The sequence below is a fragment of the Amycolatopsis sp. CA-230715 genome (assembly GCF_018736145.1).
Lineage (GTDB): Bacteria > Actinomycetota > Actinomycetes > Mycobacteriales > Pseudonocardiaceae > Amycolatopsis.
The window spans coordinates 91,008-104,264 of sequence record NZ_CP059997.1; the positions used below are offsets into that span (position 1 = coordinate 91,008).

Annotated in this window: 10 protein-coding genes and 1 riboswitch; of the genes, 2 read left to right on the forward strand and 8 right to left on the reverse strand. The window is 72.4% G+C overall.

The features are described 5' to 3' along the window. Position 1: 1 nt before the first annotated feature. Complete coding sequence (locus HUW46_RS00435) at positions 2-1,096, reverse strand: alpha/beta hydrolase family protein (protein ID WP_215545356.1); 1,095 nt, start codon at positions 1,094-1,096, stop codon at positions 2-4. 125 nt (positions 1,097-1,221) lie between these two features. On the opposite strand from HUW46_RS00435, the gene HUW46_RS00440 reads away from it, so the two are divergent. Continuing rightward, entirely contained in the window at positions 1,222-2,091 is an 870-nt protein-coding gene (locus HUW46_RS00440; RefSeq protein WP_215545357.1) for an alpha/beta fold hydrolase, read from the forward strand. 349 nt (positions 2,092-2,440) lie between these two features. Here HUW46_RS00440 and HUW46_RS00445 read toward each other — a convergent pair whose 3' ends face one another. The 7 genes from HUW46_RS00445 to HUW46_RS00475 all read right to left on the reverse strand — a co-directional run bounded on the left by HUW46_RS00445 (position 2,441) and on the right by HUW46_RS00475 (position 12,038). Beyond that, positions 2,441-3,112, reverse strand: coding sequence for a sirohydrochlorin chelatase (locus HUW46_RS00445; RefSeq protein WP_215545358.1), 672 nt, complete (start codon positions 3,110-3,112; stop codon positions 2,441-2,443). Next, positions 3,109-4,221 (reverse strand): uroporphyrinogen-III synthase, encoded by a 1,113-nt coding sequence (locus HUW46_RS00450; protein ID WP_215545359.1) that lies wholly within the window; start codon positions 4,219-4,221, stop codon positions 3,109-3,111. The genes HUW46_RS00445 and HUW46_RS00450 overlap by 4 nt, the downstream gene beginning before the upstream one ends. Beyond that, positions 4,221-4,574, reverse strand: a complete 354-nt coding sequence (gene nirD / locus HUW46_RS00455) for a nitrite reductase small subunit NirD (RefSeq protein ID WP_215545360.1) — start codon at positions 4,572-4,574, stop codon at positions 4,221-4,223. Before nirD ends, HUW46_RS00450 begins: the two co-directional genes overlap by 1 nt. Next, positions 4,571-7,081, reverse strand: a complete 2,511-nt coding sequence (gene nirB / locus HUW46_RS00460; protein WP_215545361.1) for a nitrite reductase large subunit NirB — start codon at positions 7,079-7,081, stop codon at positions 4,571-4,573. The genes nirD and nirB overlap by 4 nt, the downstream gene beginning before the upstream one ends. Positions 7,082-7,217: 136 nt before the next feature. Next, a complete protein-coding gene (locus tag HUW46_RS00465) occupies positions 7,218-8,558 on the reverse strand; it encodes an MFS transporter (RefSeq protein WP_215545362.1) in 1,341 nt (446 codons plus the stop codon). Positions 8,559-8,583: 25 nt separating this feature from the next. Further along, positions 8,584-10,029: an FAD-dependent oxidoreductase gene (locus HUW46_RS00470; RefSeq protein ID WP_215545363.1), complete on the reverse strand. Its 1,446-nt coding sequence runs from the start codon at positions 10,027-10,029 to the stop codon at positions 8,584-8,586. Further along, the gene (locus tag HUW46_RS00475; protein WP_215549584.1) at positions 10,026-12,038 is read right to left on the reverse strand and encodes a molybdopterin oxidoreductase family protein; all 2,013 of its coding nucleotides are present in this window, start codon (positions 12,036-12,038) and stop codon (positions 10,026-10,028) included. Before HUW46_RS00475 ends, HUW46_RS00470 begins: the two co-directional genes overlap by 4 nt. Before the next feature lie 198 nt (positions 12,039-12,236). Beyond that, a riboswitch (ZMP/ZTP riboswitch) is annotated at positions 12,237-12,322 on the forward strand. Between the two features lie 17 nt (positions 12,323-12,339). Between HUW46_RS00475 and HUW46_RS00480 the strand changes: the two genes are divergently transcribed. Then, positions 12,340-13,230, forward strand: a complete 891-nt coding sequence (locus tag HUW46_RS00480; protein ID WP_254125655.1) for a bifunctional 5,10-methylenetetrahydrofolate dehydrogenase/5,10-methenyltetrahydrofolate cyclohydrolase — start codon at positions 12,340-12,342, stop codon at positions 13,228-13,230. Positions 13,231-13,257 lie beyond the last annotated feature (27 nt).

Consider the following 13,257-nt stretch of genomic DNA (forward strand, 5'->3'; position numbering starts at 1 on the left):
TTCACGGACGCCAGTACCGCGCCTCGGGGTAGCGGGCCGACGGGCCGTCGAACAGCGGTTCCGGGCACCCGCGCAGGTGGCGGTCGGCGAAGGCGCCGACGTAGGCGCGCATGAGTTCGACGCCCCGCGCGCCGGGCAGCGCCTCGTTCGGGTCGCCGTCGAGCTGGTCGGCGAGCAGGACGGCGTCGCTGAACGAATAGTGCTGCGCGCCGTCGAAGGTGAGCCAGCGCTTCCAGCCCGTGGACGCCGACCACGCCCGGTCCCAGAACGGTGACCCCGGCGCGTTTTCCGGGGCGCCCAGCATCAGGTACGGGCGATCCGTGCCCACCGCCGAAACCCCGGAGATCCCGTCCATGGTCACCCCGGCGGCGATCCTCGGGTCCGCGCGCATCGCGGGGACCACGGTGTTGCCGCCCGCCGAATGCCCGGCCAGCGCGATCCGCCCGGCGTCGATGAGCTTTCCGCCGCCCCACACCGGGCGCGGGCCGGTGAGCCGGTCGAGGACGAACGAGACGTCGGCGGCGCGACCGGCCGAGATCCGGTCCGGATCGGGGTGCGCGCAGGCGTCGCAGCCGGTGGTGCGCCCGTCCGGGAACGTGGTGGCGACGGCCTCGTGGTCGTGCCCGATCCCGGCCACCACGTAGCCCCGGCTCGCGAGTTCCTCCGCGAGCGAGGACAGGGTCGCCCGCGGCATCCTGAACCCCGGCGAGAGGACGACGAGCGGCGCGCGCCAGCCGAGCGGCCTGGCGTCCACCAGGGAGTTCGTGCGGACGTGCGTGAGCACGTCCGGCGGCGTGACACCGAACTCGGCGGTCAGCGCGGCCGATTCGGCCCGGCTCAGGTACGGCGCCGCCGTCCCGGTGCGTTCGCGCGCCGGGTACCACATCGTCACCATCAGGTGCCGCCGTTCGCCCGGCACCCACGGATCCGCGCGGGCGTCGTCGCGCAGTGCGAAGGAAGTGGTGCCAACGGGCAGCAACCCGGTCGGGCGCGGCAGTGCGAGACGCACGGTGTCCCGCGCCGCTTCGACGGGGAGCGCGGGGGCCGTGGCCATCACGGCGAGCGCGAGGGCGGGCACCGCGAAGAGTGTTCTCATGCCGCCAGCGTGACCCGGCGCGCGCGACGGCGACATCCGGTAACGACCCTGAACCGTCCCTGAACCCCGGTCAGCCCACGGGACTACCGCCGTCCGTCCACTGTGGAACGCGGTAGGATTCCGCGATGCGCAGCGATGTCGTGCGGACCCGCCTCGGGCCGATCGAGTGCGCCCGCGAAGGTGACGGGCTTCCCGTGCTGGTCCTGCACGGCACTCCCGGCGGTGTGGACGCCGCCGGGCTGATGGCGGGGTTCCTGCCCCGTCCGGAGTTTTCGCCGATCCTGGTGTCCAGGCCGGGCTACCTCGGCACCGAACTCGGCGCGCGGCGCACGGTCGACGAGCAGGCCGATCTGCTCGTCGCGCTGCTCGACGAGCTCGGCATCGACCGCGCCGCGCTCCTTTCCTGGTCGGGCGGCGGTCCGGTCGGCTACCGGATCGCGGCGCGCCACCCCGGCCGCGTGCGGGCGCTCGTGGCCTTCGCCGCGCTCAGCAAGGGCTTCGCCGAACCTCCCGCGCCGCTGCTCGACCGGGTGCTGTTCGGCACCGGCGTGGGTCAGTGGCTGCTCCGCACGGCGGGCGCCCTGCTGCCAAGGGCCTACGTCACCGGCGCGCTGGACAACGAGGGAAACCTCTCCCGCGACCAGCTGCGCGCGCAGGCGAACGCGGTCCTCGCCGACCCGGCCCAGCGCGCCTTCCTGCTCTCCCTCATCCCGACGACCGCGCGGACCGGAGCCCGGAAAGCGGGCTGTGACAACGACTTCGAGCAGTTCGCGGCCTTCGATCCGCACGACCTCGGCTCGATCGCGGCGCCCACGCTCATCGTGCACGGCGACGCCGACACCGATGTCCCGCCGGACCACGGTGCCCACGCGGCGGCCGCGATCCCCGGCGCGCGGCTGCGCACCGTCGAGGCAGGCACCCACCTGTGCCTCTACGCCCACCCCGAAGCGGAAACCGTCCAACGCGAAGTCACCGATTTCCTGCGAACCTCCTGACTCCACGCGGATTTCAGCGGGGCGCTGATGTCCTTGAAAGCATCGGTTATGGCGGGTGCACGTGTGCCGCGAAATCGGTGGCAGGGCGGCTCCGCTTACTCCCCGAAGGCCACCCTCGGGGACTCTAGCGCCACTTTCCCGGCCCTCGCGGGCGCGCGGGCGGGGCTGCTGATGCCCCGAAGGTGGCCTTCGGGGCGCTCAAGTCCCCGAAAGCCACCTTCGGGGCACCCTGCGGATCCCCGCCGGGGCGGCAGAAGCCCTTACCAGAGCGAAGTTCGCGGCGCGGGAACCGCTGAGGGCCACCCCTTGACATCTATAGGAGCATCCTTCGGGGCACCGGCCAGGCCGCCTACGCCGCGTCGGCGAGTGCGGTGAAGTAGCGCCGCAGCACCAGATCGGCCACGCGCGGATGCGCGCCGAGCGGGTCCGCGACGACGTCGGCGCCCGAGTCCTGGACCCGGCGCTGGAACAGTCCCGGTGCCAGCAGCCAGGACGCCACCGCGACCCGGCCGCCCGCTTCCCGCGCCACCTCCGCCACTTCAGCCACCGTCGGGCTCGCGGTGGCCGCGTACCCGATCCGCACCGGGGTCTCCAGCCTCGCCGCCATCGCCCGCGCGGCGCGGCGGACGTCGGCCAGCGCGCGGTCGTCGCTCGATCCCGCCGCGGCCAGCAGCACGGTGTCGCCCTGGCGGTACCCGGCGGCCCGCAGCCGGAGGCACGCCACGTCGAGCAGTTCGGCGGCGGGGCCGAGGGGGGCGGCCACGGTCACCGCGGGATGCCCGCTCGCCGCGACCTGCGCCGGGATGTCGGCGCGCACGTGGTAACCCGCCGCGAGGAACGCGGGCACCACCACCGCGGGACGGCCGCCGAGCGAGTCCAGAACGGTGGTCACGTCCGGCTCGCGGACGTCGGCGTAGGCCACCCGCACCGGGACCCCGCGCGAGCGCACCAGTCCGGCCAGTTCCGCCACGACCACCGCACCCGCCGGGTCCCTGGTGCCGTGCGCGGCGAGCACGATCACGAGCCTTCCTCCTTCACCGCGAGCCGGTAACCGCGCTTCACCACGGTCTGCACGAGCCGTCCTTCCCCGAGCGAGGTGCGGAGCCTGCCGATCGCGGTCTCCACCGCGTGTTCCTCGCCGCCGCCGGGAAGCGCCATCGTCAGCTCGCGCCGCGACACCACGTGGCCGGGCTTCACCGCGAGCGCGCGCAGCACGGCCATCGGCGCGGGCGCGACCTCCCGCAGTTCACCGTCCACGAGCGCGGCTTGCCCGCGCAGTTCGAGCGTCCGGCCCGCCGCGTACAACCGCGGCGACCGGTCCATCAGCGCCTGCGAGACCGTCCTGGCGAGCGCGCCGATGCGCGAGCGGTCCGGCTGCACGGTCGGGATGCCCAGCGCCGCGAGGGGTCCGGCGGTGATCGGGCCGACGCACGCGACGAGCACCCGGTGGGTCAGCGCGTCGACGAGCGCGGGCAACCGCCCGCTGCGGCGCGCGACCGTGAGCGTGCTGACCGCGGCGGGCGCGCTGGTGAACGGCATCGCGTCGACGGTGCCGTCGAGCACCGCGTCGAGCAGCCGGTCGAGCGGGCCGGGGTCGGTCGGCCCGACCCAGCGGTACACCGGAACCTCGATCACCTCGGCACCCGCCTCCCGCAACGTGTCCACGAAGTACGGCAACGGCTCGCCGTGCAGCTGCACCGCGATCCGCTGACCGTCCACACCGGACTCGAGAAGGTGCTGGAGCACCTCGGCGTTGCTTTCCGAACGGGGTGAGTACGCCTCCGACAGCCCCGCCGCCCGTACCGCGCCCTTCGCCTTCGGGCCGCGCGCGAGCACCGCGGTGGTCCCCAGCTTGGACAGCAGCGCCTCGCCGAGCCCCCAGCCCTCGGCCGCCTCCATCCAGCCGCGGAACCCGATCCCGGTCGTGGCCACCACGACGTCGGCCGGTTCGTCGAGCAGGCGGCGGGTGGCCGAGTAGAGCTCGGTGTCGTCGGACAGCGGCACGATGCGGATGGCAGGCCCGTACCGGACGGTCGCGCCCTTGCGCACCAGCAGCGCGCCGAGCTCGTCGGCACGGCGGGCCGCGGTGATCCCCGCCACGAACCCGGCCAGCGGCAACGGGCCGTCCATCACGCCGATCCCACGTGCACCAAGCCGTCGGCCACCCGGACCGGGTAGGTGCGCACGCGCACCCCTTCGGCGTCGAGGCATTCACCGGTGCGCAGGTCGAACCGCTCCTTGTAGACCGGCGAAGCCACCACCGGCACGCCACCCGCGTCGCCGACGATGCCGCGCGCGAGCACCGCCGCCCCGCTGCACGGGTCCACATGCGACAGTCCGAACAGGACACCTTCGGCGGTGCGGAACACCGCGACCTGGCTCCCGTCCGGCAGCAGCGCGGCGACGCCGCCGCCGGCCGGCACCGCTTCGAGCGGGCACACTTCGATCCAGGTCAGGCCGCGGGCCTCGGTGAGCACGGTCATCGCGCCGCCACCTCCGGCACGCCGAGCAGGACCGGCACCCGCTGCTCGCGCTCCACCTTGAACGCGATGGTCGGATCCGGTGTCCCCGGCGCGTTGACGAACGAGGTGAACCGCGCGAGCTTGTCCGGGTCCTCCAGCACACCCCGCCATTCGTCCGCGTAGTTGCCGATGTGCTCGGCCATGGCCGCCTCCAAGTCCGCGCAGATGCCGAGGCTGTCGTCCACGATCACCGCGCGCAGGTGTTCGAGGCCGCCTTCGAGTTCCTCGATCCACGGCGCGGTGCGCTGCAGCCGGTCGGCGGTGCGCACGTAGAACATCAGGTACCTGTCGATGATCCGCACCAGCTCGTCGTGGTCCACATCGGACACCAGCAGCTCGGCGTGCCTCGGTGTGGCGCCGCCGTTGCCGCCGACGTAGAGGTTCCAGCCGTGCTCGGTGGCGATCACGCCGAAGTCCTTGCCACGGGCCTCCGCGCATTCCCGCGCGCAGCCGGACACCCCGGCCTTGAGCTTGTGCGGTGAGCGCAGGCCGCGGTAACGCAGCTCCAGCTCCACCGCGAGGCCGACGCTGTCCTGCACGCCGTAGCGGCACCACGTCGAGCCGACGCACGACTTCACCGTGCGCAGCGCCTTCCCGTAAGCGTGCCCGGATTCGAACCCGGCGTCCACCAGCCGCCGCCACACGAACGGGAGCTGGTCGACGGTGGCGCCGAACAGGTCGATGCGCTGACCGCCGGTGATCTTCGTGTACAGCCCGAACTCCTTCGCCACCTCGCCGAGCACGATGAGCTTGTCCGGGGTGATCTCGCCGCCGGGGACCCTCGGCACCACCGAGTAGGTCCCGTTGCGCTGCATGTTCGCCAGGAACCGGTCGTTGGTGTCCTGCAGGGTCGCCTGCTCCCCGCCGAGGATGTGCCCGTTGCCCAGCGTCGCCAGGATCGAGGCGACCGCGGGCTTGCACACCGCGCACCCGGTGCCGGTGCCGTGCCGCTCGATCACCTCGCTGAAGGTGCCGATCCTGGTCGCGCGGATGATCTCGAACAGTTCCGCGCGCGACTGCGCGAAGTGCTCGCACAACGCCTTGGACTGCTCGACGCCGCACGAGGCGAGCAGCTTGCCCAGCATCGGGACGCACGAGCCGCACGAGGTGCCCGCCTTGGTGCACGCCTTGATCTTCGGCACCGAGTCGGCGGATCCCTCGGTGATCGCGGCGGTGATGTCGCCCTTGCTGACGCCGTTGCACGAACAGATCTGCGCCGATTCCGGCAGCGCGTCCACGCCGACCGCCGCCGCGCCGCCGCTAGGGGCGAGGATGGCACCGGGATCCGCGGGCAGCGGCCTGCCCACGAGCGCCCGCAACGTGGTGTAGTCGCTCGCGTCGCCGACCAGCACGCCGCCGAGCAGCGTCCGGGAGTCGTCGGAGACGACGAGCTTGCGGTACGAACCCGCCACCGCGTCGTTGACCACGACCTCCAGCGCGCCTTCGGTCGTGCCGTGCGCGTCGCCGAAGCTGGCGACGTCGACGCCGAGGAGCTTGAGCTTCGTGGAGGTGTCCGGCTCGGGGAAATCGGCTTCGCCGCCGGTGAGCCCGGCCGCCACGATCTCCGCCATCGCGTAGCCTGGCGCGACGATCCCGTAGACGCGGCCTTCCACGGCCGCGCACTCCCCGATCGCGGACACCGCGGGATCCGAGGTGCGGCACGTGTTGTCGACGAGCACGCCGCCGCGCTCGCCCGTCTCCAGCCCGCAGTCCCGGGCGAGGTCGTCGCGAGGACGAACGCCCGCGGAGAACACCACGAGGTCGAGATCCAGCTCGGTGCCGTTGCCGAGGGTGGCGAGCAGCCGGTCGCCGTCCGCTTCGATCGACGAGGTCGACGTTCCCGTGTGGACGGTCACGTCGAGCGCGGTGATGAGCCTGCGCAGCAGGCCGCCACCGCCCTCGTCGACCTGCAGCGGCATCAGGCGCGGGCCCATCTCGACCACGTGCGGCGAAAGACCCATGTCCCGCAACGCCTTCGCCGCCTCCAGGCCGAGCAGCCCGCCGCCGACCACCATCGCCGACCGGCGCCCGCGCCCGGACTTCTCGGCCGCGGCCCTGATCGCGTCGAGGTCTTCGATCGTGCGGTAGACGAAGCAGCCGGGCAGTTCGCGGCCGGGCACCGGCGGCACGAACGGCCGCGAACCGGTGGCCAGCACGAGGTGGTCGTAGTGCTGCACGAACCCGGACCCGGTGGTCACCGTCCGGGCGTCCCGGTCCACCGCCGTCACCGGGTCGCCGAGCCGCAGTTCGACCGCGGGGTCGTCCGCGTACTCCGCACCGGGCAGCGCGAGCGCCGCGGCGTCCCATCCGTCCACATAGGACGTCAGGGCCACGCGGTCGTAAGCGGGCCGGTGTTCCTCGGCGAGGACGACGATCCGCCACCGCGCATCGGCGTCCTCGGCGCGCACGGCCTCCACCAGCCGGTGGGCGACCATGCCGTGTCCGACGACAACGAGCGTGCCGGTCATGCCTTACCTCCTCCTCGGGTGACCACGATCGTGACAAGCACCTGTGACCGGTGCGGTTCGGCGAGATTTCGCCGGTGTTACCAAAAGTTCCCTTCGCAGGTCAGCACCCGTGATGGGCTGGATCACACGGTGTCGATCAAACGCCGGCTCCGGCGAGGACGAGACGCGAAGACCTGGCGAACTCGCCGCGCAGGTACACCGACCACGTGAGCACGGCGCACACCGCGTAGAAGCCGATGAAGGCGTAGATCGCGACGTCACCGGAACCGAAGCTGGCGAACGAAGAGCGGAACGCCAGATTGATGAACAGCCCGCCCAGCGCGCCGATCGCGCCCGCGACGCCGATGAGCGCGCCGGAAAGCCTGCGCGCCTTGAGCAGCTCCGCTTCCTCCGGCGCGCCGTCGGCGATCGCGAGCGCGGCCTTGGTGCGGAAGATCGCCGGGATCATCTTGTACGTCGAACCGTTGCCGATCCCGGAGAGCACGAACAGCACGATGAACCCGGTGGTGTACAAGGAAAGCGACCGCGCGGACGAGGCCAGCACGGTGAGCGCGCCACCGGCGGCCATCAGCACGAACGTGGCCAGTGTCACCTTCGCGCCACCGACGCGGTCGGCCAGCTTCCCGCCGATGGGCCGGGAAAGCGAGCCGAGCAGCGGGCCGAGGAAGGTCACCGCGGCCGCCTGCACCGGCGAGCGGTGGAACTGGTTCTGCAGCACGAGCCCGAACGCGAAGCTGTAGCCGATGAACGAGCCGAAGGTGCCGATGTAGAGGAACGACATCACCCACGCCTGCGGTTCCTTGACCACCTCGCGCATCGAGCGCCGGTCGTTGCGGACGCTGGAGATGTTGTCCATGCACAGCGCCGCGCCCGTGGTCGCGAGCACGATCAGCGGGAGGTAGATCCACAGCACCAGCCGCGGCGAGGCGGCACCCGCGGTGCCGAGGACGAGCAGCGCGACGAGCTGGATGACCGCGACGCCGAGGTTGCCGCCACCCGCGTTCAGCCCGAGCGCCCAGCCCTTGCGGCGGTCGGGGAAGAAGGTGTTGATGTTGGTCATCGACGAGGCGAAGTTGCCGCCGCCGACACCGCCGATCGCGGCCACCAGCAAGAAGACCCCGAACGAGGTGCCGGGCTGCATCACGATCGCGGCGAGCACCGTCGGCACGAGCAGCAGGCCCGCGCTGATGATCGTCCAGTTGCGGCCGCCGAACTTCGCCACCGCGAGCGTGTACGGCAGCCGCAGCACCGATCCGACGAGGGTGGGCGTGGACACCAGCAGGAACTTGTCCGAGGCCGACAGCCCGTACTGCGGGCCCATGAACAGCACCATCACCGACCACAGCGTCCAGATGGAGAACCCGATGTGCTCGGCGAAAACCGAGAACCACAGGTTCCGGTTCGCCACTTTCTTCCCGGTGCGTTCCCAGAACGCCTCGTCCTCGGGGTTCCACTCTTCGATCCAGCGCTTCGTCATCTCGGCTCCTTTTCGGACGGTGTGGTCAGGCCGTGCTGGCGAGCCAGTCGGCGATGCCGCGGACGGTGTCGGTGCACCCGCCGCAGCCGGTGGTGGCCCTGGTCGCGGTGGCGAGCTCCGGCACACTGGTCGCACCGGCGCGGAAGGCCTCCACGAGACGGGCCTTCGTGACGGAGTTGCACTGGCAGACCTTCGCCGTGCCGGGCAGGTCGGCCGGGCTGGCCGCGGGTGCCGCCCCCGGCGGCAGCGCCCTGCCGAGCAGCAGCGCGAGCCGGTCTTCGGGGAGAGGCACGCCGCGGTCGTAGAGGCCGGTCACGGTCGCGGCGGCGTCGGGGCAGCCGAGCAGGATCGCACCGGCGACGCGGTCGTCGCGCACGACGAGTTTCGCGTAGCGGCCCCGTTTCGTGTCGTCGACGCACACCACTTCGGCGGTCTCGTCGGCGACGTCGATCTGGGTCTCCCCGAACGCGGCGAGGTCCACGTCGCGGGCCTTCAGCCGGGTCACCACCGGGGTACCGCGGTAGCGCGCGGCGGCGTTCGTCCCGGTCAGCAGGTCGGCGAGCACGCTCGCCTGGTCCCACGCGGGCTGCACGAGCCCCGAGACCGTGCCGGGGTGCTGCGCGCAGTCGCCGATCGCGTGCACCCTGGCATCGCTGGTGCGCAGCGCGTCGTCGACGAGGACACCGCGGTCGACCGCGATACCCGCGTCCGCGGCCAGCGCCGTCTGCGCCCTGACCCCGGCGGACACCACGACGAGATCCGCGGGCAGGTGGCTGCCGTCGTCGAGTTTCAGCCCGTCACCCGGCACGTAGGTCGCCGCCGAGGTGCCGAACCGGAAGTCGATCCCGTGCTCGCGCAGCGTTCGCGCGAGCACGCGGCCGGCGCCGGGGTCGAGCTGGCGCTCCATCAGGTGCCCGACCGGGTGCACGACGGTCACCAGGTTGCCGCGGCCGGCGAGCCCGCGCGCCGCTTCGAGGCCGAGCAGCCCGCCCCCGAGCACCGCGACCGGCGCGCCGATCTTGGCGGAGTCGAGGATGCGCGCGCAGTCGTCGAGCGTGCGGAACGCCACGACACCCTCCGCGGGCGCGCCGTCGTCGCCGAGCAGCCCTTCGACCGGCGGCAGCCACGGTTTGCTGCCGGTGGCCAGCACCAGCGCGTCGTAGTCCACTGTGGACCCGTCGGACAGCGAAACCTGCCGCCGTCCCCGGTCGATCCCGGTCGCGACGCGTCCGTTGAGGAGGGTCACGCCGCGTTGGTCGGCCCAGCCCTCGTCTTGCAGCAGCACGGTTTCCGGGCGCATGGTGCCCGCGACCACGGAGGACAGCAGCACCCGGTTGTAGGCGGGGTGCGCCTCCTCGCCGATGACCGTGAGCGCCACTCTGGCGCCTTCGGGATCGCGGTTGCGGATCTCGTCGGCGAGCCTGGCGCCTGCCATCCCGTAGCCGAGCACGACGACGTTGCGCGCGGTCATGCCGCACCTCCGTTGGCCGTCAGCGAAACCGCGCACACCTTGAACTCGGGCATCCGGCTCGTCGGGTCGAGCGCCGGGTTCGTGACCAGGTTCGCGCGCCCCTCACCGGGAAAGTGGAACGGGAGGAACACGACGTCCACCCGCATCGACCGCACACAGCGCACGACCGCCGTGACCGCGCCGCGGCGCGAGGTGACTTTGGCCTCCTCGCCCTCGGCGAGCCCGGCACGCGCCGCGGTGTCCGGGTGCACCTCGACGTAGGCCTCCGGCACCACCTCGGTCAGCTCCGGCACCAGCCGCGTCTGCGCGCCGGACTGGTAGTGCTGCAACACCCTGCCGGTGATGGCCTGCAAGGGGAACTCCGCGTCCGGCGGCTCGGCGGGGCCGACGTGCTCGACCGAGACGAACCTGGCGCGGCCGTCGGGATGCGCGAACCGGTCGAGGAACAGCCTCGGCGTGCCGGGGTGCTCCGGCGACGGCACCGGCCAGTACAGCGGCTCCTCGTCGCGGAGGCGGTCGTAGGTGATGCCGGAGTAGTCCGCGGCACCGCCCTTCGACGCCGCGCGCAGTTCGGTGAACACGGCCTCCGCGTCGGACGGGAACCGTTCCACGGGCTGGCCCAGCCGCTCGGCGAGTCCGGAAAGGACTTCGAGATCGGTGCGGACGCCCTCCGGCGGTTCGACCGCGCGCCGCCTCAGCAGCACCCTGCCTTCGAGACTGGTCATCGTGCCCTCCTCTTCGGCCCACTGGGTCACCGGAAGCACCACGTCGGCGCGCAGCGCGGTCTCCGACGGCACCACGTCGGCGACCACCAGGAGGTCCAAAGTGGACAACCGGTCCGCGACGCGGGCCGACCGGGGCGCCGAGACCACCACGTTGCTGCCGAACACGAACAGGGCGCGCGGACCGCCGTCGGTGCCGAGCGCGTCGAGCAGTTCGTAGGCGGATCGCCCCGGCCCCGGCAGGTCCGCGGGGTCGACGCCCCACACCCCGGCGACGTGCTCGCGGGCGGCGGAGTCGTCGATCCTGCGGTACCCGGGCAACTGGTCCGCCTTCTGCCCGTGCTCGCGGCCGCCCTGCCCGTTGCCCTGCCCGGTCAGGCAGCCGAACCCGGAGCCGGGCAGGCCGGGCAGGCCGAGCGCGAGCGCGAGGTTGATCCACGCGCTGACCGTGTCGGTGCCGCTCGCGTGCTGCTCGGTGCCGCGCGCGGTCAGCACGTAGGCGTTGCGGGCCGACGCCAGCTTCGCCGCGACCCGGCGCTGGTCGGCCGCGGCGACGCCGGTGACCCGCTCGACCCGTTCCGGCCACCAGCGCGCGGCGATCCGCCACATGGCTTCGAACCCGGTGGTTCGACTGTCTATGTAGGACTGGTCGAGCAGGCCTTCGGCGACCAGGACGTGCAGAATTCCCAGTGCCAGCGCGAGATCCGTGCCCGGCGCGGGTGCCAAGTGGACACTCGCCTGCTCCGCCGTCGGCGTCAGCCTCGGGTCGACCACGATCAGGCCTGCCGCGTCGCGTGCCCGGCGCAGGTGCTGCACGAACGGCGGCATCGTCTCGGCGGGGTTCGAGCCGGCCAGCAGGACCACGTCCGCGTCCGCGAGATCGGTCAGCGGGAACGGGAGGCCGCGATCCACCCCGAACGCCCGGTTCCCCGCGGCCGCGGCCGAGGACATGCAGAACCGTCCGTTGTAGTCCACCTGCGACGTCCGCAGCGCGACGCGGGCGAACTTTCCCAACAGGTAAGCCTTTTCGTTGGTGAGCCCGCCACCGCCGAAGACCGCCACCGCGTCGGCGCCGTGCTCTTCCTGGATGCCGGTCACCCGCGCCACGACGAACGCGAGCGCCTCGTCCCAGTTCGCGGGCCGGAGCTCGCCACCGGTCCTGATCATCGGCGTGGTCAGCCTGGCGGGCGAGGTGAGCAGGGAACCCGCGGTCCAGCCCTTCTGGCAGAGCCCGCCGCCGTTCGTCGGGAACGACCTCGGCGCGACCTCGGTTCCCCGCACGGCCATCCCGCACTGCAGCGCGCAGTACGGGCAGTGCGTGCGCACCGCGGTGCGTTCGGCGGTCACCGTCACCGTTCAGCCCTCCCGTTCCTGAGTGCGCCGAACGGTAGGTAGCCCGTGTTACCTGGAAACGACCGAATGTTTCCGGCAGTTGACGTTGCGCTCGCGCGCGCCGGGCCACTGGGTGAAACGGCCGATATACTTTCTCCGGGCCGTGACTGGCGCATCGGGTGGAGCACCACCGGGAAGCGGCCCCGAAGACGACTCCGCCGCGCGCCTGGGCGACTACGACGACCGGAGTCGCCCCATGATCTTTTCCACCCAGGCACGCCTGATGGACGGCACCGCACTCGCGCGCGAACTCACCGCGCGGACCACGGCCTCGGCTGCCGCGTTCACCAGGCGCACCGGGACCGCCCCCTGCCTGGCCACGGTGCTGGTCGGCGAGGATCCCGCGTCCGTGACCTACGTGAAGATGAAGCGCCGCCGCTGCGAACGGGCGGGCATCCGGTCGCGCCACGTGGCCCTGCCCGCCGGAACGGGCACCGCCGAACTCGTCGACACGATCGCCGGGCTGTCCGCCGATCCCCGCGTGCACGGCATCCTGCTCCAGCACCCGGCGGGCCCCGGGATCGACGAGCGTGCCGCGTTCGAAGCGATCGCGCCGGGCAAGGACGTCGACGGTGTGACGATGAACTCGTTCGCCGCCATGAGCTTCGGCCTGCCCGGGTTCGTCTCCTGCACGCCGGGCGGCATCATGCGCCTCCTCGATCACTACGGCGTGAATCCCGCGGGCAGGCACGCGGTGGTGCTCGGCCGCAGTGCCATCCTCGGCAAGCCGACCGGGATGCTGCTGCTCGCGCGCGACGCGACCGTCACCTACTGCCACTCGCGCACCACCGGGCTCGACGCCCTCATCCGCGACGCCGACATCCTCGTGGCCGCGGTCGGCCGCCCCCGTTTCGTCCGCGGAGATCTCGTCAAACCGGGCGCCGTGGTGGTCGACGCCGGCTACAACTCCGGCACCGTCGGCGACGTCGACTTCGAGGGCGCCGCGGCGCGCGCAAGCCTGATCACCCCGGTGCCCGGCGGTGTCGGGCCGATGACGATCGCCACCCTGCTGGCCCAGACCGTCGAGGCGGCGGCCGCGCAGCACGGCTCGACCGCAGTCCCTCCGACCACCATCAAGAATGGCTAGCCTAACCTAACTGGTGAAGTGGTCGGG

Bases quoted from the DNA above. Each gene is read 5' to 3' on its own strand.
- HUW46_RS00465 (WP_215545362.1), bottom strand. From the start codon at position 8,558: ATGACGAAGCGCTGGATCGAAGAGTGGAACCCCGAGGACGAGGCGTTC.
- HUW46_RS00470 (WP_215545363.1), bottom strand. From the start codon at position 10,029: ATGACCGCGCGCAACGTCGTCGTGCTCGGCTACGGGATGGCAGGCGCC.
- HUW46_RS00480 (WP_254125655.1), top strand. From the start codon at position 12,340: ATGATCTTTTCCACCCAGGCACGCCTGATGGACGGCACCGCACTCGCG.
- nirB (WP_215545361.1), bottom strand. From the start codon at position 7,081: ATGACCGGCACGCTCGTTGTCGTCGGACACGGCATGGTCGCCCACCGG.
- nirD (WP_215545360.1), bottom strand. From the start codon at position 4,574: ATGACCGTGCTCACCGAGGCCCGCGGCCTGACCTGGATCGAAGTGTGC.
- HUW46_RS00435 (WP_215545356.1), bottom strand. From the start codon at position 1,096: ATGAGAACACTCTTCGCGGTGCCCGCCCTCGCGCTCGCCGTGATGGCC.
- HUW46_RS00475 (WP_215549584.1), bottom strand. From the start codon at position 12,038: ATGGCCGTGCGGGGAACCGAGGTCGCGCCGAGGTCGTTCCCGACGAAC.
- HUW46_RS00450 (WP_215545359.1), bottom strand. From the start codon at position 4,221: ATGGACGGCCCGTTGCCGCTGGCCGGGTTCGTGGCGGGGATCACCGCG.
- HUW46_RS00440 (WP_215545357.1), top strand. From the start codon at position 1,222: ATGCGCAGCGATGTCGTGCGGACCCGCCTCGGGCCGATCGAGTGCGCC.